At 63.9% G+C, this 21,583-nt stretch carries 22 protein-coding genes; 12 read left to right on the forward strand and 10 right to left on the reverse strand.

Translation table 11 applies throughout. The features are described from left to right. Window positions 1-15: 15 nt before the first annotated feature. Entirely contained in the window at window positions 16-984 is a 969-nt protein-coding gene (locus AC1TPF_RS01730; RefSeq protein ID WP_482143993.1) for an NAD(P)H-quinone oxidoreductase, read from the forward strand. 83 nt (window positions 985-1,067) lie between these two features. Here the strand turns inward: AC1TPF_RS01730 and AC1TPF_RS01735 are convergent, their stop codons facing one another. Then, window positions 1,068-2,264: a cysteine desulfurase-like protein gene (locus AC1TPF_RS01735; protein WP_482136815.1), complete on the reverse strand. Its 1,197-nt coding sequence runs from the start codon at window positions 2,262-2,264 to the stop codon at window positions 1,068-1,070. Between the two features lie 92 nt (window positions 2,265-2,356). Here AC1TPF_RS01735 and AC1TPF_RS01740 point away from each other — a divergent pair, with 92 nt between their 5' ends. The 4 genes from AC1TPF_RS01740 (at window position 2,357) to glfT1 (ending at window position 5,516) form a co-directional block, all read left to right on the forward strand. Continuing rightward, window positions 2,357-2,899, forward strand: coding sequence for a bacterial proteasome activator family protein (locus AC1TPF_RS01740; RefSeq protein ID WP_482136814.1), 543 nt, complete (start codon window positions 2,357-2,359; stop codon window positions 2,897-2,899). A gap of 83 nt (window positions 2,900-2,982) precedes the next feature. Further along, a complete protein-coding gene (wzm, locus tag AC1TPF_RS01745; RefSeq protein ID WP_482137314.1) occupies window positions 2,983-3,819 on the forward strand; it encodes a galactan export ABC transporter permease subunit Wzm/RfbD in 837 nt (278 codons plus the stop codon). Between the two features lie 4 nt (window positions 3,820-3,823). Continuing rightward, window positions 3,824-4,621, forward strand: a complete 798-nt coding sequence (gene wzt / locus AC1TPF_RS01750) for a galactan export ABC transporter ATP-binding subunit Wzt/RfbE (RefSeq protein WP_482142379.1) — start codon at window positions 3,824-3,826, stop codon at window positions 4,619-4,621. Continuing rightward, complete coding sequence (gene glfT1 / locus AC1TPF_RS01755; RefSeq protein ID WP_482142380.1) at window positions 4,614-5,516, forward strand: galactofuranosyltransferase GlfT1; 903 nt, start codon at window positions 4,614-4,616, stop codon at window positions 5,514-5,516. Before wzt ends, glfT1 begins: the two co-directional genes overlap by 8 nt. Window positions 5,517-5,581: 65 nt before the next feature. On the opposite strand, the gene AC1TPF_RS01760 is transcribed toward glfT1, so the two are convergent. From AC1TPF_RS01760 to AC1TPF_RS01770, 3 genes are all read right to left on the reverse strand, one after another. After that, the gene (locus AC1TPF_RS01760) at window positions 5,582-6,070 is read right to left on the reverse strand and encodes an SRPBCC family protein (RefSeq protein ID WP_482142382.1); all 489 of its coding nucleotides are present in this window, start codon (window positions 6,068-6,070) and stop codon (window positions 5,582-5,584) included. Between the two features lie 134 nt (window positions 6,071-6,204). Then, complete coding sequence (locus AC1TPF_RS01765; protein ID WP_482142383.1) at window positions 6,205-7,350, reverse strand: RNA polymerase sigma factor; 1,146 nt, start codon at window positions 7,348-7,350, stop codon at window positions 6,205-6,207. Between the two features lie 61 nt (window positions 7,351-7,411). Beyond that, window positions 7,412-7,747 (reverse strand): YciI family protein, encoded by a 336-nt coding sequence (locus AC1TPF_RS01770; RefSeq protein WP_482136809.1) that lies wholly within the window; start codon window positions 7,745-7,747, stop codon window positions 7,412-7,414. Window positions 7,748-7,851: 104 nt separating this feature from the next. On the opposite strand from AC1TPF_RS01770, the gene AC1TPF_RS01775 reads away from it, so the two are divergent. Next, window positions 7,852-8,730, forward strand: a complete 879-nt coding sequence (locus tag AC1TPF_RS01775) for an LLM class flavin-dependent oxidoreductase (RefSeq protein WP_482142384.1) — start codon at window positions 7,852-7,854, stop codon at window positions 8,728-8,730. A 1-nt stretch (window position 8,731) separates the two neighbouring features. On the opposite strand, the gene AC1TPF_RS01780 is transcribed toward AC1TPF_RS01775, so the two are convergent. After that, window positions 8,732-9,385, reverse strand: a complete 654-nt coding sequence (locus AC1TPF_RS01780; RefSeq protein WP_482142386.1) for a response regulator transcription factor — start codon at window positions 9,383-9,385, stop codon at window positions 8,732-8,734. A 46-nt stretch (window positions 9,386-9,431) separates the two neighbouring features. Then, entirely contained in the window at window positions 9,432-10,661 is a 1,230-nt protein-coding gene (locus AC1TPF_RS01785; RefSeq protein ID WP_482142387.1) for a sensor histidine kinase, read from the reverse strand. Between the two features lie 155 nt (window positions 10,662-10,816). Here AC1TPF_RS01785 and AC1TPF_RS01790 point away from each other — a divergent pair, with 155 nt between their 5' ends. After that, window positions 10,817-11,494, forward strand: a complete 678-nt coding sequence (locus AC1TPF_RS01790) for a DUF4352 domain-containing protein (RefSeq protein ID WP_482142389.1) — start codon at window positions 10,817-10,819, stop codon at window positions 11,492-11,494. 16 nt (window positions 11,495-11,510) lie between these two features. Here the strand turns inward: AC1TPF_RS01790 and AC1TPF_RS01795 are convergent, their stop codons facing one another. Continuing rightward, window positions 11,511-11,936, reverse strand: coding sequence for a GtrA family protein (locus AC1TPF_RS01795; protein ID WP_482137313.1), 426 nt, complete (start codon window positions 11,934-11,936; stop codon window positions 11,511-11,513). A 332-nt stretch (window positions 11,937-12,268) separates the two neighbouring features. On the opposite strand from AC1TPF_RS01795, the gene AC1TPF_RS01800 reads away from it, so the two are divergent. Genes AC1TPF_RS01800 through AC1TPF_RS01810 form a run of 3 tightly spaced genes read left to right on the forward strand, consistent with a single transcriptional unit; the run spans window position 12,269 to window position 15,988 of the window. Next, entirely contained in the window at window positions 12,269-13,870 is a 1,602-nt protein-coding gene (locus AC1TPF_RS01800; RefSeq protein ID WP_482142390.1) for an MFS transporter, read from the forward strand. After that, window positions 13,857-14,705, forward strand: a complete 849-nt coding sequence (locus AC1TPF_RS01805) for a GNAT family N-acetyltransferase (protein ID WP_482136803.1) — start codon at window positions 13,857-13,859, stop codon at window positions 14,703-14,705. The genes AC1TPF_RS01800 and AC1TPF_RS01805 overlap by 14 nt, the downstream gene beginning before the upstream one ends. A 5-nt stretch (window positions 14,706-14,710) precedes the next feature. Next, window positions 14,711-15,988, forward strand: coding sequence for a lysine N(6)-hydroxylase/L-ornithine N(5)-oxygenase family protein (locus AC1TPF_RS01810; protein ID WP_482142391.1), 1,278 nt, complete (start codon window positions 14,711-14,713; stop codon window positions 15,986-15,988). Between the two features lie 16 nt (window positions 15,989-16,004). On the opposite strand, the gene AC1TPF_RS01815 is transcribed toward AC1TPF_RS01810, so the two are convergent. Then, a complete protein-coding gene (locus AC1TPF_RS01815; RefSeq protein WP_482142393.1) occupies window positions 16,005-17,384 on the reverse strand; it encodes a WS/DGAT/MGAT family O-acyltransferase in 1,380 nt (459 codons plus the stop codon). 165 nt (window positions 17,385-17,549) lie between these two features. On the opposite strand from AC1TPF_RS01815, the gene AC1TPF_RS01820 reads away from it, so the two are divergent. After that, on the forward strand, window positions 17,550-18,512 hold the full coding sequence (locus AC1TPF_RS01820; protein ID WP_482142395.1) for an LLM class F420-dependent oxidoreductase: 963 nt from the start codon (window positions 17,550-17,552) through the stop codon (window positions 18,510-18,512). Here AC1TPF_RS01820 and AC1TPF_RS01825 read toward each other — a convergent pair. Next, on the reverse strand, window positions 18,490-18,927 hold the full coding sequence (locus AC1TPF_RS01825; protein ID WP_482142396.1) for a DUF4259 domain-containing protein: 438 nt from the start codon (window positions 18,925-18,927) through the stop codon (window positions 18,490-18,492). The two genes, AC1TPF_RS01820 and AC1TPF_RS01825, sit on opposite strands and share 23 nt — an antisense overlap. Window positions 18,928-19,184: 257 nt before the next feature. Here AC1TPF_RS01825 and AC1TPF_RS01830 point away from each other — a divergent pair, with 257 nt between their 5' ends. Continuing rightward, on the forward strand, window positions 19,185-20,720 hold the full coding sequence (locus AC1TPF_RS01830) for a phytoene desaturase family protein (RefSeq protein ID WP_482142398.1): 1,536 nt from the start codon (window positions 19,185-19,187) through the stop codon (window positions 20,718-20,720). A 12-nt stretch (window positions 20,721-20,732) separates the two neighbouring features. Here AC1TPF_RS01830 and AC1TPF_RS01835 read toward each other — a convergent pair whose 3' ends face one another. Beyond that, on the reverse strand, window positions 20,733-21,527 hold the full coding sequence (locus tag AC1TPF_RS01835) for an SDR family oxidoreductase (RefSeq protein WP_482142400.1): 795 nt from the start codon (window positions 21,525-21,527) through the stop codon (window positions 20,733-20,735). Window positions 21,528-21,583 lie beyond the last annotated feature (56 nt).

The following is a 21,583-nucleotide window of genomic DNA, read 5'->3' on the forward strand; positions in this document are numbered from 1 at the left end:
AGAGGGATGACCTCAATGCGCGCAGTCAACGTGACCGAATTCGGTCCGGCCGAGAACCTCATCGTGGCCGAGGTCGACAAGCCCCACCCGGGTCCGGGAGAGGTGCTGATCAAAGTGGCTGCGGCCGGCGTGAATCGGGCCGACCTGCTGCAGCGGCAGGGCAACTATCCACCACCGCCCGGCGCGAGCCACATCATCGGCATGGAGGTCTCCGGAACCATCGACGAACTCGGCCCCGGAGTGGTCGGCTGGACCACCGGAACGGACGTCTGCGCGTTGATCGCAGGTGGCGGCTATGCCGAATACGTCGCGGTCGCCGCCGAACACCTGCTGCCGATTCCGGCCTCTGTGGATCTGATCGAGGCCGCGGCGCTACCCGAGGTGGCCTGCACCGTGCTGTCCAACCTCAAGCGGACCGCCCACCTGGCGCCGGGTGAACTCGTCCTGCTGCACGGCGGCGGAAGTGGCATCGGCACCCACGGCATCCAGTGGGCCAAGGCGCTGGGCGCAACGGTTGCCGTGACGGCCGGCTCGGATGACAAGCTCGAACTGTGCCGCGACCTCGGCGCCGACATCACCATCAACTACAAAACCGACGACTTCGTCGAGGTGATCTCCGAGCATGGTGGTGCCGACGTGATACTCGACATCATCGGCGCAAAGTACCTGGGCCGCAACGTGTCTGCGCTCGCCAAAGACGGCCGCCTGGTGATCATCGGCATGCAGGGTGGCGTGAAAGCGGAATTGAACATCGCCGAACTGCTGAGCAAGCGCGGTACCGTCCACGCCACCGCGCTGCGCGGCCGGGAACAGTCCGACAAGGCCGCCATCGTCGCCGACACCATCGCCACCACCTGGCCGCTGATCGCCGACGGCAGGATCAAACCTGTTGTCGGAGCGACATTTCCACTAGCCGAGGCCGGCGCCGCCCATGTGCTGCTCGAGTCGGGTCAGGTGTCGGGCAAAATTCTGCTCACGCTCTGAGTGCTGCCGATTTCATCCCTACAGAGGTGCCCGAGGGCAGTACGCCCTCGGTGCCCTCTGTGGGGGCCGAAAAATGGCGAAAGTCAGCCGAGCGATCCCAAAGTGCGCACCAGCTGATCGATTTCGTAGGGCGTTGAGTACGGACCGAGGCCGATGGTGACGGCACCGCCCACGTCGTTCACGCCGATGCCACTGAGCACCCGGCTGTTCACATCGGCGAGTGCGCAGATCCCGTTGTCGGCCAGCCGTCGAACCACCTTGTCGGCGGTCACCCCGGTCACGGTGAAGCTGACCGCCGGTATCTGGACGGCGGCCGATCCGACCAGATTCACCAGGTTCAACTGCCCCAACGATCGCAGCAGGTATTGCAGCAGTCGTTGCGTGTATTCACTCAGCGCCGTCATCGAGGTCACCAACCGCTCACGCCGGGTACCGGTGGCCGATTCGTCGAGTCCGGCGAGGTGTTCGATCGAAGCGACCAATCCGGCCAGCAGTGCGTGCTGATGTCCGTCGATCTCCAGTCGTGCCGGACCTTGCGCATCCGGGTCCAGCGACATCGACCTCACGCGGGACAACATCTCGGGGTCGCGGAAGATCAGCGCGGACGTTGCCGGTCCACCCCAGCGGTCAGCACTGACCACCAGGACGTCGGCGCCGAGCGCCTCGATGTCGAGCAGCATGTATGCAGCTGCGCTGGTTGCGTCGACGACGACGAGTCCGTCGATCGCGTGGACCACAGCGGCTGCGGTGGCGACGTCGACCACCGACCCGATCGTCGACGACGCCAGTGGCATGGCCACCACGCTCGTGGACCGACTGACCAGCCCGTCGTACTGCCAGACCGGCAGTTCACCGTTCTCGATGTCGACCTCGGCCCATTTCACCTTGGCGCCGAAACGATCGGCGGCACGCAGCCACGGCAGCACGTTCGCCTCGTCGTCGAGCCGGCTGACCACCACCTCCGATCCGAGCCACACCCGGGTGTTGAGACTTTCGGCGAGCACGTTCAGCAGGTGTCCACGGGACGGTCCGAGCACCACTCCGCGGGGATCGCCACCGACCAGATCCGCAACCGCCGAACGAGCCGCATCGATGATCCCCGCCGACTTGCGGGCCGCGGGGTAGATGCCACCTGGCTGTGAGACCAGGGATCGAAAACCCTTCGACACAGTTGTCGCCACCGAGTCGGGAATCTGCATTCCTGCCTGCGGATCGAGATGTATCCAACCGTCACCCAGCGACGGGAACAGTCCCCGAACGCGGGCGACGTCATAAGCCATGGCAGCCACCATAGACGGTCACCGCGACACCGCAATGCCCCTCGTCTGGGCAACTGCGTGCAATCGCCGCTCAACATCAGGACAATGAACCGATGACCGATGAAAATCTCAACAAGCGTCCGATCGCAGGCGTCAACGACGACGACGGCATCCTTGTGGTCCCGCCGGCCGGCTCAGAGGGCACCAGCGATGACGACGAGGGCATGCGCGCCATGGTCGAGCCCGCGAAGGTGATGCGGATCGGCACCATGATCAAGCAGTTGCTGGAAGAGGTACGGGCGGCACCGCTCGACGACGCCAGTCGCGCCCGGCTCAAACAGATCCATCGGTCGTCGATCCTCGAACTCGAGGACGGGCTCTCGCCTGAGTTGCGCGACGAACTCGAACGGCTCGCACTGCCGTTCACCGAGGACGACGTCCCCTCCGATGCCGAGCTGCGGATCGCTCAAGCGCAGCTCGTCGGCTGGCTCGAAGGCCTGTTCCACGGAATCCAGACCGCGCTGTTCGCCCAGCAGATGGCCGCGCGTGCCCAGCTCGAACAGATGCGGCAGGGCCAGCTGCCCCCGTCAGGCCCCTTCGCAGGCGGGGGCCCCGGCGGACCGCACGGTGCGGCCGGCACCGGCCAGTACCTCTGACGCTCGACCCCACGGGGGCGATGGCCCCCGGCGCGGTGACGGTAGGCTCGACTCTCGTGTCAACAGCAGCCGACGAAGTACCTATGCGGCCCCCACCAGCGGAGTCCGATTCGCGGTCGCTCCGGAGGGCCTTCGGCGACCTCTCGGCCGGCTTCAAACATTCCGAACTCTGGCTGCTCCTCGGCTGGCAGGACATCAAGCAGCGTTACCGCCGGTCGTTGCTGGGTCCGCTGTGGATCACCATCGCCACCGCGGTCACCGCGGTCGCCATGGGCCTGCTCTACTCGCAGCTCTTCGGCAACGAGATCCACGACTTCCTGCCGTACGTGATGCTCGGGTTCATCTTCTGGAACTTCATCCAGGGATCGATCCTCGAAGGCGCCGAACTCTTCTCCAGCAACGAAGGCCTGATCAAGCAGATCCCGGCTCCGCTGAGCGTGCACGTCTACCGGCTGACCTGGCGTCAGCTGATCATCTTCGCGCACAACATCCCGCTGTACGCGGTCCTGCTGATCATCTTCCCGCAGCCGGTGACCTGGACCGTGATCCTGGTCATACCCGGCATCGCACTGCTGGTGGTCAACGCGATCTGGGTGTCGATCGTGTTCGGCATCCTGTCGACCCGCTTCCGCGACATCGGCCAGTTGCTCACCACTGCTGTTCAGCTCATCTTCTTCATGACACCGATCATCTGGAGTGCGGTCGACCTCGAGAAGAACGTCGGCGCCAACTCCAGCCGGGTCAAACTTGTCCAGATCAACCCGATGTATCACTACCTGGAGATCACCCGCGGTCCGCTGTTGGGTGAATCGGTGGCGCTCTACCACTGGCTGATCGTCATCGCATGCACCGCCGTCGGATGGGCGCTGGCGTTGCTGGTTCTGCGTAATTACCGTGCCCGCGTGGCGTATTGGGTGTGAGGTCATGAGTCAAGTTCGAGTCGATACCTGGGATGCCTGCGTGGATTTCCCGATCTTCGACGCCAAGACCAGGTCGTTGAAGAAGTCCGTCCTCGGCCGGGCCGGTGGTGTGATCGGGTCCAACGAATCCAACGTGATCGTGGTCGAGGCCCTCAAAGACATCAACCTGCATCTGTCGCATGGTGACCGGATCGGCTTGGTCGGACACAACGGTGCCGGTAAGTCGACACTGCTGCGGCTGTTGTCCGGCATCTACGAACCCACCCGCGGCGCCTGCGCGATCAAGGGCCGCGTGGCACCGGTCTTCGACCTCGGCGTCGGCATGGACCCTGAGATCTCCGGCTACGAGAACATCGTCGTCCGTGGCATGTTCCTCGGCATGAGCCGTCGCGAGATGCTCAAGAAGATGGACGACATCGCAGAGTTCACCGAACTCGGTGACTACCTGTCGATGCCGCTGCGTACCTACTCCACCGGCATGCGGGTGCGGGTTGCACTCGGTGTGGTCACCTCGATCGACCCCGAGATCCTGATCCTCGACGAAGGTATCGGCGCCGTCGATGCCGAGTTCATGAAAAAGGCCCGGGTCCGGTTGCAGGAGTTGGTGAAACGGTCCGGCATCCTGGTCTTCGCCAGCCATTCCAACGAGTTCCTCGCCCAGCTCTGCGATCGCGCGCTGTGGATCGATCACGGCTCGATCCGGATGGACGGCGGCATCGAAGAGGTGGTCGGCGCCTACGAAGGCCCCGAGGCCGCCCGGCACGTGCGCGAAGTCCTGGCCGAGGTCGAAAAGGATGCCTGAGCCCAAGGTAATCGCCGTGGTGGTGACCCACCGTCGGCTCGAACTCCTCGAGCAGTCGTTGATCGTGCTGACCAACCAGACCCGCCCCATCGATCACCTGGTGGTCGTGGACAACGACAATGACAGCGCTGTTGCCGAACTCGTTGCTGCCCAACCGGTTCCGGTGACCTACATCGGATCGGCCCACAATCTGGGTGGCGCAGGCGGTTTTGCCCTCGGGATGCTGCAGGCCCTGGCGCTGGGTGCCGACTGGGTCTGGTGCGCCGACGACGATGGCCGCCCCGAAGGCCCCGAGGTCCTGCAGAAGCTGCTCGAGTGCGCCAACGCCCATCAGTTGGACGAGGTTTCGCCGGTTGTCTGCAACATCGACAACCCCGAAACCCTGGCATTCCCGCTGCGTCGCGGCCTGGTGTGGCGCCGCAAACGGTCCGAACTCTTCGCCGACGGCGAGACCTCAGATCTGTTGCCGGGCATCGCATCCCTGATGAACGGTGCCTTGTTCTCGGCTGCCGCCATCGACGCGGTCGGTGTGCCCGACCTGCGCTTGTTCGTCCGCGGCGACGAGGTCGAGATGCACCGGCGCCTCGTGCGTTCCGGGCTGAACTTCGGAACCTGCCTGACCACGGCATACCTTCATCCAGACGGCAGCGGCGAGTTTCGCCCCATCCTCGGTGGCCGGATGCACACCCAGTACCCCGACAACGAAACCAAACGCTTTTTCACCTACCGCAATCGCGGCTATTTGATGAGCAGGCCCGGAATGCGAAGACTCCTACCCCAGGAATATGCACGATTCGGCTGGTATTTCCTTGTGCAGCAACGTGACGTGGCCGGGTTCAAGAATTGGATGCGTTTGCAGTCACTAGGACGCCGCGAGCGCTTCGGCAAACCCTGAAAACCAGGTGACACAGAAGTTTTCGGAAGTCTGATATCACCTGGCTCCCTTTCGGTTTCGCGTGATCAGTACCGCCCGATGGGCTTCCCGGTACCGGTCGTGATCAGTTGCGGCAGGCTTTCGGTGATGTAGAAGCCCCACCCGCGCGAGCAGGCCTCGAAGCACTCGGAGTCCTCGGTCAAACCTTCGTGGGTGAACTCGAGTGTCGCACCGCCCGGTGTGGGGGTGATGTCGAAGACGACATTGGTGTCGGTCCACTCGTTCCTGTCATCGATGAAGGTCAAGACCGAATCCAGCACGTGCCAGACCATCCGCTTCCCGGGGACCACGTCGGTCAGATGGAACCTGCAGAATCGGATGCCCTCTTTCGAAGTGAGGGCCATCTCTCCCGCAAACTTGGTGTCGTCGGTGAAGACGAACTCGTCGCCGAGGTCGGCGGTGCCGCCGACGATGTTCTCCGACCACCATCCGCGCACGTCGGCGATGGACTCGAAGACTTCCTCAGGCGAGCGATCGACGGTCATCGTGGCGCTCAAATACTGTTTGTTCGACATTTGTTCTGCCTCTCCATTCGGTGGGTTACACCCCACCGACGAAGCACCCGGGCCCAGATCGACATCTGTCCAAGAATTCTTTTCACCGGCGTCGCGACCGAAGCCATCTACAAATCGCGCGATGGCGAAGCCATCTACAAATCTCGAAGGCGGCGGTCCAGGTAGCGACGTTCGGCGTCCGTCGGCGCCAACGACAATGCCTCGCGATACGCCGACGCGGCCTCGGTCACCCGGCCGTCACGACGAAGCAGATCGGCGCGAGCCGCGGGAAGGAGGTAATAGCCTTCGAGCTCCCCCGCCTCGGTGAGCTCGTCGATCAGGCTCAGACCGGCAGAGATGTTGTCCGCCATGGCGATGGCCACCGCACGATTGAGTTCCACGACCGGAGACGGTGTCATGCGTGCGAGTTCGGCATAGAGGACCGCGATCTGCGGCCAGTCGGTGTCGGAGGTGTCGGCTGCGGTCGCGTGACAGGCGGCGATCGCGGCCTGGACCTGGTATGGGCCCGGGCGGCGCATCGTCAGCGCACCGTCGAGCACGGCAACGCCGTCTGCGATGAGTGCAGCGTCCCACCGGGTGCGGTCCTGGTCCTCCAGCGGGACCAGCGTGTCGGCCTCGAAACGCTGTTCGCGCCTGGCTTCGAGCAGGAGCATCAGCGCCAACAATCCGCGTGGTTCCGGCTCGTCGGGCATCAGACGGACCAGCATCCGGGCAAGGTGGATGCCCTCACCGGCCAGTGCGCGGCGCTCATCCTTCTCGTCGTAGCCCTGGTTGAAGATCAGGTAGAGCACTGCGAGCACCGCGGACAACCGTTCCGGAAGGCTTTCGACCGGCGGGATCCGGTACGGGATACCGGCCTCCGCAATCTTGCGCTTGGCCCGCACAAGTCGTTGCGCCATGGCGGATTCGGAGGTCAGGAGTGCATCGGCGATCTCGGCCGTACTCAGACCTGCCAGTGTGCGCAACGTGAGGGCGACGCGCGCCGCGAACGGCAGCGCGGGATGGCAACACGTGAAGATCAGCCGCAATCGCTCGTCGGGAATCTCCTGCGGCGCAGCCGGTTCCATGGGCAGCGCCGCGACCTGGCGTAGTTTCGCCGTTTCGGCAGTGGCGTGACGCAGCCGGTCGGTTGCCCGGTTGCGGGCCACCGTGGTGAGCCACGCTCCCGGGCGGCGTGGGACACCATCGCGCGTCCAGGTCGCCACGGCGGCGGCGAATGAGTCCTGCGCGCATTCCTCGGCGAGGTCCCAGTCTCCGGTCAACCCGATCAGGGTCGCCACCACCTGACCCCACTCGCGTCGATAGCGGTTTCGACCGCGGCGCGAACCTCGTCGGGTGTGGTCATTCCCAGACGGGTCGTACTTCCACGCATCCTCGACGTGCATAAGGATGTCCCGCCGCGATCTCGATCGCTTCGTCCAGATCTGCGCATTCGATGATGTCGACACCGCCGACGAAGTCTTTCGTCTCCGCGAACGGGCCGTCGGAGATGAGCGTCTCGCCGTCCCGGACGCGCACCGTAGTCGCATCTGCGGTGGGCCGGAGCCGGGCACCGCCGTGTTGGACGGCTCGTCGCGCAACCTCGGCGTCCCACTCCTGATATGCGGGATCGGCCGCGATCTCCTCGTTGGAGGGAGCGTCCTTCTCGTCGTCGCAGATCAGGAGCACATATTTCATTTGCCACATATACCGCAACGACCGAGGCGCAACAAGGGTGACCGATCTCCACCAGAGAAATAGAACTCGTTCTAGTATGGGCGCACGACGATTCTAGGAGGATCATGCGGTTCACGTTCGCGGAGGCAATGACCGATCCGAGCTACTACCTGCCACTGGCGAAGGCGGCAGAGGAAGCCGGCTACGAGGGGTTCACGATCCCCGATTCGATCGCCTATCCCGAGGAATCGGACTCGACGTATCCGTACACCGAGGACGGCAATCGCGAGTTCCTCGACGGCAAAGCCTTCATCGAGACGTTTGTGATGGCGGCGGCGATGGGTGCGGTCACCGAGAAGATCCGGTTCAACCCGTTTGTCCTCAAGCTTCCCGTGCGGCCACCGGCGTTGGTGGCGAAGCAGGCGATGTCGGTGGCGGTGTTGACCAACAACCGACTTTCGCTCGGAGTCGGCACCAGTCCCTGGGCCGAGGATTACGACATCATGGGCGTCGACCCCAAACGCAAGGGCCGGCGGATGAACGAATGCATGGACATCATCCGCGGACTGAGCAGTGGCGAGTACTTCGAGTTCCACGGGGAGTTCTACGACATCCCCAAGATCAAGATGAATCCGGTTCCCACCAAACCGATCCCGCTTCTGGTCGGCGGACACGCCGATCTCGCCCTCAAACGCGCGGTGATCCGCGGCGACGGCTGGATGCACGGCGGCGGGCAACCCGAGGAACTCGATGCGCTGCTGGACAAGATCACGGCCATCCGCAAGGCGGAAGGAAAGCTGAACGACCCCTTCGAGATCCATGTGATCTCGATGGATGCCTACACCCCGGACGGCTGTAAACGCCTCGAGGACAAAGGCATCACCGACGTGATCGTCGGCTTCCGGATCCCCTACATCACCGGCAACGACACCGAGCCGCTGCAGAAGAAGATCGACCACCTCAACATGTTCGCCGATTCGGTGATCAGCAAGGTCAACGGCTAGCTCAACTCACCAGGCCTGCTCGAAAAGCCACCAGCGCCGCCTCGACCCGGTTTCGGGCACCGAGTTTCGTGAAGACCGCCGACACATGGGTTTTCACGGTCGTCTCACTGAGGAACAATTCCGAGGCGATGGCGGCGTTGGGGGCTCCGGTGGCCATCGCGCGCAGCACGTCTCGCTCACGGCCGCTCAACTTGTCGACCGCGGACGGAACGGAAACCCCGGTCTGCGGGCGGCCGCCGGTGATGCGACGCAACGACTCCTGGCTGAACAACGTGTTGCCTGCCGCGACCGCGCGTACCGACTGCTGGAACGTCAGTGGTGGTTCATCCTTGCTCAGGAAGCTGTGTGCACCCGCGCAGACCGCCTGAACCACGAGGTCGTCCACATCCATGGCGGTCATGGCGATGACCGGCGGCGGATTCGGCATGGTCATCAGCGCGCGCGTGGCATCGAGGCCACCCATGCGCTTCATCTTCAGATCCATCAGCACCACGTGTGGCCGGAACTGCGCAACCGCGCCAAAGACCTGGTCACCGTCATCGACATCGGCGACCACAATGATGTCCGAGGTGGCGGCAAAGATATCTGAGACACCGCGCCGGACAAAGGGATCGTCGTCGGCGATCAGCACGGTGATGCGGTGTGGTCCGGTCATGGTGCGCCCAGGGTATTACCCCGCACCGACAGCGGAACTCGTGGCACTACGTATACCAGGGCAACCAGCAATCGGTGACGAACTCGCCTCCCACCACGCCCGCATGGAACGTCCCGCCGATGTCCCTTGCCTGTTCGGCGAGCCCACGCAGCCCGGACCGCGATCCAACCGGGACCAGTGGCGGACGGCTGCTGAGCTGATTGCAGATGTTGATGCGGATCCCGTGTTCACCGGCGCCGACTATCGAGATCCGAATCGTCTGATCCCCCGCGTACTTCTGCGCGTTCGTGAGTGATTCCTGCACCACCCGGTAGGTGACATGACCGGAGACGGTGCCGACGTCGCCGGGCAACAGGTCCGTGTAGAGGGTGGCGTGCAGACCGGCCGCCCGCGCACCCTGCACCAACTCGGCAACTGCATCGATCCCCTGGTGGCCACTGTGTTGCGGAGCCGAACCCCGCAGGACTCCGACGATGTTCTTGAGGTCGTCGAGGGCATCGTGCGCGGTCGATCGGATCAGCGACGCGTTGTTGGCGATCTTCTCCGGATTGTCGGTTCCGCCGACCTGAACTGCCCCGGCCATCAAGGAGATCCGGCTCAGGCTTGCCGCCAGGGTGTCGTGCATGTCGCGCGCGATGCGGGTCCGCTCTTCCGTTCGGATCATCTCGTCACGCATCACGTCGGTCTGTTTCGTCGCCCGGTCCCGACTCAGTTTCACCTGGGCCAGTTCGACCTGGGTATGGCGCAGCAGCGCGACGGTCACGACGATGGCCACCAGGATCGCCGCGACGATCCACGGAATCCACAACGGTACATCCCAATCCGGGCTCGGCGCGCCTTCTTCGGGCCGCGGGGAGCTGATGGTCAGAATCGAGTTGTCCCGGGTCCGCATGGTGTCGTAGGTGAGAGACACGCTCGAGGCCAGGTAGACGGCGAACGCAGCCAGGACAAGCCTGATCCCACGCTCGGCCTGCGCCAGCGCATAGAGCGCGATGAGGGCCGCGGTGGCATCGGTCGAGAAGAACATCGGCCCGATGACCGAGACCGCCAGCACGGGTATCGGATACCGGTGCCGCCAGATGAGCGCTACGGCCGCCACCAGGTTCACCAGCAACCCGATGGTGGAGTTCCACACCGGGACACTCCCCGATTCTTCGGTGAGCGCCACCGCCAGAATCGAACCGAAGACACTCAAGCCGACCGCACCGGTGGTCCACAGCCGGCGCCGGATCGTTTCGCCGGAAGTTTTTGTCACGGTATGGAGGCTACGGCTCATCTCTGACGTTTCACGATCCACCGAACGGACCGCATCGGCTGAATCTCCGTCCGAATGTATGAGAGGCGCCGTCCCTTTGGACGAGGCGACCCCATGTCCGGTTGCGGTCTGCTGTTCTCACCACGCCAACCCCCACCCCCTCAGGAGGATCTGCCATGACCAACCCCGGCCTGCCAGGCGACAACAACCCTTACAGCCAGCCCTACAACCCCACCCCTGGCCCGTACCAGCAGCCGCCGAAGAAGAAGCGCAAGGTCTGGCCCTGGGTCGTGATCGGTGTGCCGATGCTGTTGATCGGCGCCTGTACCGCGATCGTCGCCGGCAGCGGCGGTGACACCGAAACCAGCGTCACCAAGGCCTCGGGTGAGACCTCTGCGGAAGCCTCGACAACCGGGGCCGCCGAGACCGAAACCGAGAGCGAGGCCGGACCCCAATTCCCGGGTAAATCAGACGACGACACCGCAGCAGCCGGTGGCGACACAATTACCCGCGATGATCTGGCATATACCGTTTCCCTTTTGGAAAGCGCCGATTCCGATTTCGGCAATTACCTGTGCAGCAGCGTAACGATCAAGAATGTCGGTTCGAAGCAGAATGACTTCAATGGCTATATCGATTGGAGTCTGCAGGACGCCACCGGAACCATTCGGGACGCCACATTTGCACCCTCGAAGCAAATGCTGAGTTCGGGCAAGATCGCGCCCGGCGGCCAAACGGCGGGTGACATCTGTTTCGAAGCACGCGACGGCGCAGGCCCCGGCACCTACGTGGTGCTGTTCGAAGACACGTTCTCGCTGTCGTCAGATCGCCTGGCGTGGGTCAACACCCTGTAGTGCAGGCGGGTCGCGGTCAGCGGATCTTGAAGATCACCATCCGCTGGACCACGAAGTTGATGACGGTTGCGGTGCCCTGGGCGACCACGTAGGCGACCAGGCTCCACAGCACCGTGTCGTCCCAGATTCGCGACAACACGGTGTAGATCCCCACCTGAACCACAAAGGTCACCAGGTAGAGCAGTGCGACGGCCACAAAGCGGGCCACACTCGGTTCGGCGCGGAACGTCCATCTCCGGTTGATGAGATAGGCCATCGTGGTGCCGAACACAAAGCCGATCGACTTGGCGGCCCATTCCGGGAAACCCAGCACATGCTGGAAGAGCAAGGTCAACCCGAAGTCGAGGACTCCGGACGCCGCGCCGGTGATGACGAATCGGACCACCTGGGTCTTCAAATCGCCACCGGCCGGCTTCGGGGTCTCGACTGCCGCGGCGGCCAGTTCGGTTGTCTTACGCCCCTCGGCCTGCTCTTCTACCACCCAGACACCCTAGCGGCTGGGCAGATCGGCCACACTCACGGCTGGCCACCTGGCCCAGAACCCGAATGAACACGGCGTCGAATAAGAAATCAAGAGAATTGCAAAACTCAAGAAGTCCACGTGGTTTGCGAATTGGCCACTGGGGGGCCTATCGTCCACATCCGGGCGTTTTGCACAAAGGTAACCAATTGCAATATTCTGCATCTCGCCATTCAGCCCGCATCAATTCTCATTTTTTTGGTTTCCGGTTTCGTCCCCACGTGCGTTGATCATGCGCGCGTCGAAAGGCGCCCTTGTTTTCGCTGAACGATCGAGTCGTTCACGCCCGCACCACGTTGACCGTGGTCTGCATCGGCGTGTTCATGCTGCTGCTCGACATGACGATCGTGTCGGCGGCACTCGCTGACATCCAGTCCGACCTCTCCGCCGACCTGAGTGGACTGCAGTGGGTCGTCGACGGATACGCACTCCCGATGGCCGCATTCCTCCTGACCGCGGCAACGCTCGGAGACCGGCTGGGACGCAAGCGGATCTTCCAGATCGGACTGACGATCTTCGTCCTGGCGTCGCTGGGCTGTGCGTTGTCGGAGAGCATCAACACCCTGAACCTCGTTCGTGTTGTCCAAGGTTTCGGTGGCGCGATGATGCTGGGTGTCTCGCTGCCCCTGATAGCCGCGGCTTACCCGGCCGGCCGGGGGCGTTCGATCGCGATCGCGATCTACGGGGCCGTCATGGGTGCGGGCAGCGCGGCAGGCCCGTTGTTGGGCGGCGCGCTCGTCGACGCGTTCGGATGGCCTGCGATCTTCATCATCAACATCCCACTCGGGATCGTTGCGCTGGCCGTCACCGGCTGGAAAGTCCAGGAATCGCGCGGTGACGGCACCCGCGCGATCGATTTCATCGGCACGGCGACACTGAGCGTCGCGCTGTGCGCCGGTGTCTACGCGATCATCGAAGGCAATGTCCAGGGGTGGACGTCACCGCTGATCCTCGGACTGTTCTGCGTTGCAGCACTCTTCGCCATCGCGTTTGTGCTCTGGGAAGCGAAAACCACCGATCCGCTCATAAATCTGGCTGTGGTGCGCAGGCCAGGTTTCGCCGGAGTCTCACTCGCCGCGTTCGCCACCTCCGGAACCCTCATCGCCGCGACCAACTATCTCGCGCTCTACCTGATGAACACGTTGGGATTCACCCCTTTTGAAGCCGGTTTGCGGGCCCTCCCACTCACGATCTCGTGCGTTGTCGGCGCACCGATCGGCATGGTCGTCACGCGCTGGCTGGCGCTGCGGCACGTGGTTCCGCTCTCCATCGCCCTGATCGCCGCCGGACTGTGGGCGACGATCGGGATCTCTGGCGACACCGGGTGGACGCACTTCATCACCGGTTCGATCATCGCCGGACTCGGCGTGGGAATGATGAGCGCCATCGCCTCCGAGGCCGCGCTGTCATTTGTCGATGAATCCGAATCCGGGATGGCAACGGGCGTGGTCAGCACCGCCCGCCAGATCGGAACCGTGATCGGCATCGCCGGAATGGGCGCGCTGTTCACGCAGTTCGCCGCCTCGCGCGCCCGCGACGACCTCGCGTCGATGACGATCGCCGGAACACAGGTCGACGTGTCGGCCGAGCAGACCGCGATGATCTCCGACGCACTGGGATCGGGTGCGGGACTGGCGATCCTCGAGTTCATCCCCGACCAATACGCCCTGGCACTACCCGAACTCGGCCGGATCGCTCGCGACTCTTCGGCCGCCGGTCTGCAGGCGGCCCTGATGGCCGCCGCCGCCGCGGCGACCGTCCTGACGGTCATCGTCTACGCGTTGATCCGCCGCGACCACGTATCGAATCCGGCTGCCGTGGAGCAGCCCCGAGAGGAACCACATGTCCACCACTGACACGTTGCTGATTCCGGCCGCGTCCGAGGCCGGCTACTCGATCAGCCTGACGACCAATCCGGCGGATATCGAAGCCGCCCAACGCCTGCGGTATCAGTCGTTCGCGGACGAGATGGGGGCAGCATTGCCGCAGGCGGTCCGTGGCGAGCACACCGGGCAGATGATCGATGTCGATCGGTTCGACCCGTACTGCGATCACCTGGTCGCCCGCGCGGAGAGCACCGGTGAGGTGGTCGGTTGTTACCGACTCCTGCTTCCCGACGGCGCCAGTGCGGCCGGGGGAACGTTCACCGACACGGTCTTCGAGTTCAGCCCCGGTCTCGACGCGCTGCGACCCTCACTCGTCGAGCTGGGCCGGGCCGCCGTCCGACCCGATCACCGCAGCGGAGCCGTCATGGGCCTGTTGTGGGCCGGAATCCTCCAGTACCAGGAACTCACCGGACACGAACACGCCATCGGTTGCGCATCGGTGCAGATGGAAGACGGCGGACCGCGCGGATCCCTGGTCCGCAAGGTCCGCGACTTCGCGTACAAACGCAGCATCACCGCGCCCGAACTCCGAGTCACCCCCAAGAATCCGGTGAACGTCGGCGGCCGGTCCCTGGACGACATCGAGACCGCCCCCGGCCGGGTCAAGATTCCACCGATGTTGCAGGGGTACCTGCGAATTGGCGCTGCCGTCTGCGGCCCTCCCTCGTACGATCCGGATTTCGACATGGCCGACTTCGCGGTCCTCCTGTCGCGTACCGAACTCAATCATCGGTATCTGCAGCGATTGACCGAGGCACTGGCAGCCCGTCAGTCCGCCGATATTTCTTCACGACCTAAGGAATGAACCACATGACGCGCGATTCCGCGATAGTCGATCTCGTCGGAATCGGCTTCGGCCCAAGCAATCTGGCGTTGTCGCTTGCCGTCAACGAGCACAACGAGACATCGTCGGGCGCACCGCTGCAGGCACGGTTCTTCGAGAGCAAGCCCTCATTCCAGTGGCATCCGGACATGATGATCCCCGGCGCGCAGATGCAGGTGTCCTTCCTCAAGGATCTGGTCACATTGCGTAATCCGTTGAGCCAGTACACCTTCATCAACTACCTGAAGTGCCGGGGCCGGCTGGTCGACTTCGTCAACCATCAGACCTTCTTCCCGTCCCGGGCCGAGTTCGCCGACTACCTCGGGTGGGCGGCGGACCAGGTCTCCGATCAGGTGACCTTCGGCTCGATGGTCTGCGGCGTTCGCGCAGATGGCGACCACTTCGTGGTCGAGGTTCGCGACACCGACGGCACCACTGCCGAGGTGACGGCCCGCAACGTGGTCGCCGGGGGCGGGATCACCGGTGTCCTACCCGATTTCGTGACGCCGTCGCTGCGCCAGTGGCACAGTCACAACCTGCTCGCCCGCCTTGGCGACCTGCCGCCCCTGACCCATCAGCGATTTGTGGTGGTCGGCGCCGGGCAGAGCGCCGCCGAGGTGGCGGGCTATCTCCACGAGACGTACCCGACGTGCGAGGTGCACGCGGTCTTCGGAAAGTACGGCTACACCCCGGCCGACGACAGCCCCTTCGCCAACCGCGTGTTCGATCCCGCGGCCGTCGACGATTTCCACTTCGCGCCGCCGCAGGTTCGCCAGCAGCTGATGAGCTACCACAAGGGCACCAACTACTCGGCCGTCGATTCGGACGTCATCAACGACCTCTATGCGCGCGAGTACCAGGAAAAGGTCAGCGGGCGTAGACGTTTGTTCGTCCGCGGCGCATCTCGGCTCGACCCCAGGACGACCGTGGAAACCGGCAACGGTGTCCAGGCCACCATCAGCCACCTGCCGACGGGCGCCTCCGAGACCGTCACCGCCGACGCAATCGTGTACGCCACCGGATTCCGGTCGGTCGGCCTCGCCGACCTGCTGGGCGACGCCACCGACGACTATTGCTTCGATGAGGCCGGACTGCCTGTCGTCACCCGCGATTACCGCGTGGAACGCAAGGGCAACCATGCCGGCAACCTGTATCTCCATGGCGGCGTGGAACATTCACACGGGTTCACCTCCACCCTGCTGTCGAACATCGCCATTCGCTCGGGTGACATCGTCCACTCGATCGTGAACCCTCCGACGCCCTGACCTGGCGGCCCGGCCCTCAGTCGGCGCCGCAGAGCTTCTCGAGCTCTTCCAATGCGGTGTCGAGGTGGGTCAGGATCCGCTGCAGGCTCGGGACCTCCGCACGCGCACCGGTCACCCCGAAGTTCACCATGTCAGCGTTGGTGGCAACGGTGATGTTGAGAGCTTGACCGTCCATCGCGATCGACGCCGGGTACACACCGGCGAGCCTGGCGCCGTTCCAGTACAGATCATGCTGCGGCCCAGGAACATTCGAGATGATGAGGTTGAATGGCGGCGGAGTCAGCCGAACAAACCCGGGCACAGTCGAGAATGCGAGCGGGGCGGCGATGACCGCGCCGTACCCCATCGCCTGCAGCGGGCTCAGATCCCGGATCACCTGCTTGCTGGCCCTCGTCGAATCGATCACGGTCGCCAGCCGGCGTTCCGGATCGGGTTGATCGGTTGCGAGGTTCGCCAGGATCGCGGTGATCGCATTGCCCTCCGAGGAGTCGTCATCCTTGGCGTGCATCGACACCGGCATCATCGCGATCAGCGGGGCGTCGGGCAGGGCGTTCTGATCGATCAGATACGAGCGCAACGCGCCCGCACACATCGCCATCACCACATCGTTCAGCGGGATCCCCAGCCCCGATGCCAGCGCGAGCAGACGTGTGGTCGACCACTGTTCGCCTGCGAACCGACGGGCGCCTCCGATCGGGACGTTGAACATCGTGCGTGGCGCCTGCATCGGCACCATCAGGTTGGCGTCTCGCATGGCCCGAAGTCCGACCCGCGCAGAAGCCGGAAGGAAACCCACGAGCTCACCCGCGATCTTGAATCCCTCGGAGAGCAGACTCCTGGACCCCTCCGAGCCCAGGTCCGGCGCCTTGGGCCGGGGAACGAACAACTCCGGATCCCACGACGCCCGGCCCGTCCGGGCGTCGCAATCAGGGGACAGGGTTTTCTCGAGCAGCTTCAGGGCCGAGACCCCGTCGACCAGCGAGTGATGGATCTTCGTGTACATCGCAACGCGTCCGTCGGCGAGCCCCTCGATGAGGTGTAGCTCCCACATCGGACGATGCCGGTCCAGGAGCGCGCCGTGATTGGCCGAGACGTACCGCAACAGTTCACGCACTCGGCCCGGACGAGGGAGGACGGTTCGCCGAACGTGATACTCGAGGTCGACTTCTTTGTCATGGGTCCACCGCACGGTGCCCATGACGCCCACCGGCGAGGCCGGACGTTTGCGGAACAATTGGTGGACCTCGGTTTGTGCCTGAAACGTCTCGAACATCCGCTCGGAGAGGTCGTCGGCACCGTCCACCGGCTCGAACAACTGCAGGCCACCGACGTGCATCGGATGCTCCCGCGATTCGGCCAGGAGAAACATGGATTCGGTGATCGGCATATAAGGCATGCGCGCTCCTGACCTTCGGTTGTGCTTCAGGACTCGATGCCCCCGTGCATGTGGCACACGTTACAAGCCCGCCGTCCACGGCACCGGGTTTGTACATGCCTGCAATCGGATCGGCGTACCACGTGCCAGGTTTTGCCTGCGAGCACACGGGGAACCCTTCGGGGTATGCGTTACGGATACACGTTGATGACAGAACAGAGCGGCCCCAAGGACCTGGTGCGCTACGCGGCGGCCGCCGAGAATGCAGGTTTCGACTTCGAGGTCGCCAGCGATCACTACTCGCCATGGCTGGTGTCACAGGGCCACGCGCCTTACGCCTGGAGCGTGTTGGGTGCTGTCGCCCACGTCACCGAACGCGTCGATCTGGCGACCTACGTGACCGCACCGACGATGCGGTACCACCCCGCCGTCATCGCGCAGAAGGCAGCGACGATGCAATTACTCGCCGATGGGCGTTTCATCCTCGGTCTGGGTTCCGGCGAAAACCTCAACGAGCACACGGTCGGCCAGGGCTGGCCCGCTGTGGACCAACGTCAGGACATGTTCGTCGAGGCTGTCGAGATCATCCGAGAGCTCCACACCGGTGAGCTGGTAACCCACGATGGCAAGTACTTTCGCGTCGATTCCGCCCGAATCTGGGATCTGCCCGACGATGGGGTACCCATCGGGCTTGCGGTGTCGGGCGACAAGTTGATCGAGAAGCTCGCACCGCTTGGCGATCATCTGATCTCCACCGAACCCGAGGCCGATCTGGTCAGCGCATGGGACCGGCACCACCCCGACGACTCCAGGAAGATCGGCCAGATCCCGATCTGCTGGGATCACGATCGCGACACCGCAATTGCCCGGGCCCACGACCAGTTTCGCTGGTTCGCCGGTGGATGGTCGGTCAACGCCGATTTGCCCACCCCCGCAGGTTTCAGTGGCGCGACCGCATATGTTCGGCCCGAAGACGTCGCCTCATCGATTGCCTGTGGACCCGACCTCGATGAATTGGCCGAGAGCGTCAAACCTTTTCTGGAGGCGGGTTATACCGACGTCGCGCTGGTACAGGTCGGCGGAAATACGCAGGACGTCTTCTTGAGTGAGGCAGCAAAACCTTTACTCAAGAAGCTGCGCGCACTCTGAGACCGCGCTCTGACCGTTCTTCCAACTCGTCGATCACCGCGTCGAGGACTGCGAGCGCGTCATCGAGACTTCCGGAGCGGGTCCATGCCAGAGACCACTCACTGATGGAAGAACCGACCCGTTTCAGTGCCGCCAGAGCGAGATCAGAGAGCTCGGATGACACCGAGAATTCACTGTCCGCCAATGTTTTTGGACCAATACCGGCAACAAGCAGGGGACTACCAGGAAGCGCCGCTGCCACCGTCGTCGCGGCCGCGAGAGCCGTGAATCCGACAGCCTCGTCGTTGCGATCGAATACCGCCGACAACGCGGCACGCGCCACAATCGGTCTCGCCGCTGCAGCGGCACGGTCGAACTTGCCCACCCAAGCGGTCGCGGCATCGTTGTCGAATGCTCCGGTTCCCCAGATCTGCATTTCGATGCCCCTCACGTGATGAACAAGTACCGGTAATTACCTACAGCAAAGATAATACCGGATGTGGTGGTTCGCCCGTTATTTCAGCGTTCATCGCCGCATTTCAATATTCGGCGCGCTCGCCTGGATAAACGCTCATGGTGTTCTCAGATCTGGCTGCAAGATAAATGCCACCGGGCCGGATAAAGACACCGTGACAATTGCTCGTCTGACCAGAGCGCCTGGTAGCGGGACGCAGGCCGCGGCATCATGACCGCATGGAGACCTACGACGACATCGTGATCGGGGCCGGCCACAACGGCCTCACCGCGGCCGCCTACCTCGCACGTGCCGGTCGTAAGGTGCTGGTTCTCGAGCGGTCCGATCACATCGGCGGGGCAACCGTTTCTGCCCGGCCCTTCCCCGGCATGGACGCCCGGCTCTCTCGCTATTCGTATCTGGTGTCGCTGCTGCCCCGGCAGATCATCACCGATCTCGACCTCGACATCACACTCGTCAGACGACGCTATTCGTCATATACCCCGCTGACCATCGACCCCAGCCGCGGAATCCTCGTCGACACCGCCGACGACCGGGCCACCGCGGCGTCGTTTCGCGCCGCCACCGGTTCGGACCGGGACTTCGCCGCCTGGCAGAAGTTCTACGCCGTGATGACCACCATCGCCGAGGGTGTATTCCCGACCATGTTGCGACCGCTGATGAGCGCCGACGAGATGGCGTCGATCGCCGGATCCGACCTCGAATCGATGGATCTCTGGGACGAACTGACCAGCACGCCACTCGGCAGCATCATCGAGAACACGTTCACCGACGACATCGTGCGCGGGATCGTCGCGACGGACGGATTGATCGGCACGTTCGCCGATCTGTACGACCCCTCACTGCTGCAGAACATCTGTCTGCTCTATCACCTGATCGGGGGCGGCACCGGTGACTGGGACGTCCCCGTCGGAGGCATGGGTGCGGTGTCCGGCGCGCTGGCGGCGGCGGCCGTCGCGGCCGGGGCGCAGATCAGGACCGGCGTCGAGGTGACTGCCATCGATGCAATCGACGGCCGGGTCGGCTGGCCCGGCGGTGCCGCGTCGGCCGAGTTCATCCATGCCGCCTGTGCGCCCGCGGTCCTCGACACGTTGCTCGACACCCCGACAGTCGGTGGGCCGCCGCCGCAGGGTGCGCAATTGAAGATCAACGTGCTGCTGCGACGTCTGCCGAAGCTTCGCGATCAGTCCATCGCACCGGGAGTCGCGTTCTCCGGGACCTTCCATGTGCACGAGGGTTTCGAGGCCCTCGCACGCTCACATCAGCAGGCCGCGGCCGGTTCCATTCCGACCACACCACCTTGTGAGATCTACTGCCACACACTGTCCGACCCCACGATCCTCGGCAGCGCACTCGACGGCATGCACACTCTCACCCTGTTCGGCCTGCACATGCCGCCCGGGTTGTTCGCCGCTGCGGGCGCCAAAGACCAAGCGGTGCAGGCAACTCTGGCCGCGCTGGACTCTGTGCTCGACGAACCCATCGCCGACGTCATCGCCGTCGACATCAACGGCGACCCGTGTATCGAGGCGAAGACCCCGCTGGAGTTGCAGGACGACGTGGGCCTGCCCGGCGGCAACATCTTTCACCGGCCACTGCAATGGCCGTGGGCGCCGACCGCCGATGCCGTGGGGACATGGGGTGTGGAGACCGAGCATCCCCGCCTCCTCATCGCAGGGGCCGGAGCCAGACGCGGCGGCGGGGTCAGTGGAATCCCGGGACACAATGCGGCTGCAGCGGTCCTCGAACCCTGAAATGGTCTCGCTCTACGTATGTGCGAGACGTTTGTTGACCAGTCGCGTCAACCACGCCGGGGAGAACCGCGACCCGACCGTCATCACCTTGGTCTGCCTGCCCACCGCGTAGTGCACCCGGTGGATGAGTTTGTCGACGCTGGTTTCCTCCACCGCCGCCACGATCGCATCGGCCACGTCCTGGGGTCCGAGCCGGATCCCCAGCGAGTCGGTGGTGCCCGTCGACACGTTCTCGGTCATCGCGGTCTGCACGAAGAGTGGCCACATCGCGATCACCCGGATCCCGTGGACACCCCACTCGATGTCGAGCGCCTCGGTCAGACCGCGGACATAGAACTTGGTGGCGCTGTAGGTGGCCAGTTCGGCCTGGCCGTAGATCGCCGAGGCCGATGCCATGTTGACCACCACGGAGCCCGGAGTGTTCTTCAGATGCCGAAAAGCCTGGTGACAGCCGTTTGTCACGCCTTTGACGTTGATGTCGATCTGCCGGTGTTGAGCAGCCAACGGAATGTCCTGGAAAGCCCCGGCCAGCAAGATCCCGGCGTTGTTCAGCAACACATCGAGTCGACCGCCACTGTGCTCGGCGAACTCGTCGAGGCGGGCACCGAACTCTTCGGCATCGGTCACATCGAGATGGCCGGTGACGATCTGCCCACCGGCCCCGGCAACCTCCGCGGCGAAAGTGGCCAGTCCGGCGTCGTCGATGTCATAGGCACCGACCGAATATCCTCTGCGTGCGAAGGTCAGCGCGCTCTGGCGCCCGATACCCGCTGCGGCTCCGGTGATGAACACCCATCGTGTGGTCATACCTGATTCCTACCATCGTTGGTTGTCACACAGACATCGCGGCCGACTGTTCCACC

It is taken from the genome of Williamsia sp. Y853 (assembly GCF_056786495.1).

Excerpts from the sequence above, each read along its gene's own strand:
- AC1TPF_RS01730 (WP_482143993.1), top strand. The coding sequence starts at position 16 with ATGCGCGCAGTCAACGTGACCGAATTCGGTCCGGCCGAGAACCTCATC.
- AC1TPF_RS01735 (WP_482136815.1), bottom strand. The coding sequence starts at position 2,264 with ATGGCTTATGACGTCGCCCGCGTTCGGGGACTGTTCCCGTCGCTGGGT.
- AC1TPF_RS01740 (WP_482136814.1), top strand. The coding sequence starts at position 2,357 with ATGACCGATGAAAATCTCAACAAGCGTCCGATCGCAGGCGTCAACGAC.
- wzm (WP_482137314.1), top strand. The coding sequence starts at position 2,983 with ATGCGGCCCCCACCAGCGGAGTCCGATTCGCGGTCGCTCCGGAGGGCC.
- wzt (WP_482142379.1), top strand. The coding sequence starts at position 3,824 with ATGAGTCAAGTTCGAGTCGATACCTGGGATGCCTGCGTGGATTTCCCG.
- glfT1 (WP_482142380.1), top strand. The coding sequence starts at position 4,614 with ATGCCTGAGCCCAAGGTAATCGCCGTGGTGGTGACCCACCGTCGGCTC.
- AC1TPF_RS01760 (WP_482142382.1), bottom strand. The coding sequence starts at position 6,070 with ATGTCGAACAAACAGTATTTGAGCGCCACGATGACCGTCGATCGCTCG.
- AC1TPF_RS01770 (WP_482136809.1), bottom strand. The coding sequence starts at position 7,747 with ATGAAATATGTGCTCCTGATCTGCGACGACGAGAAGGACGCTCCCTCC.
- AC1TPF_RS01775 (WP_482142384.1), top strand. The coding sequence starts at position 7,852 with ATGCGGTTCACGTTCGCGGAGGCAATGACCGATCCGAGCTACTACCTG.
- AC1TPF_RS01780 (WP_482142386.1), bottom strand. The coding sequence starts at position 9,385 with ATGACCGGACCACACCGCATCACCGTGCTGATCGCCGACGACGATCCC.
- AC1TPF_RS01785 (WP_482142387.1), bottom strand. The coding sequence starts at position 10,661 with ATGAGCCGTAGCCTCCATACCGTGACAAAAACTTCCGGCGAAACGATC.
- AC1TPF_RS01790 (WP_482142389.1), top strand. The coding sequence starts at position 10,817 with ATGACCAACCCCGGCCTGCCAGGCGACAACAACCCTTACAGCCAGCCC.
- AC1TPF_RS01805 (WP_482136803.1), top strand. The coding sequence starts at position 13,857 with ATGTCCACCACTGACACGTTGCTGATTCCGGCCGCGTCCGAGGCCGGC.
- AC1TPF_RS01810 (WP_482142391.1), top strand. The coding sequence starts at position 14,711 with ATGACGCGCGATTCCGCGATAGTCGATCTCGTCGGAATCGGCTTCGGC.
- AC1TPF_RS01815 (WP_482142393.1), bottom strand. The coding sequence starts at position 17,384 with ATGCCTTATATGCCGATCACCGAATCCATGTTTCTCCTGGCCGAATCG.
- AC1TPF_RS01820 (WP_482142395.1), top strand. The coding sequence starts at position 17,550 with ATGCGTTACGGATACACGTTGATGACAGAACAGAGCGGCCCCAAGGAC.
- AC1TPF_RS01825 (WP_482142396.1), bottom strand. The coding sequence starts at position 18,927 with ATGCAGATCTGGGGAACCGGAGCATTCGACAACGATGCCGCGACCGCT.
- AC1TPF_RS01830 (WP_482142398.1), top strand. The coding sequence starts at position 19,185 with ATGGAGACCTACGACGACATCGTGATCGGGGCCGGCCACAACGGCCTC.
- AC1TPF_RS01835 (WP_482142400.1), bottom strand. The coding sequence starts at position 21,527 with ATGACCACACGATGGGTGTTCATCACCGGAGCCGCAGCGGGTATCGGG.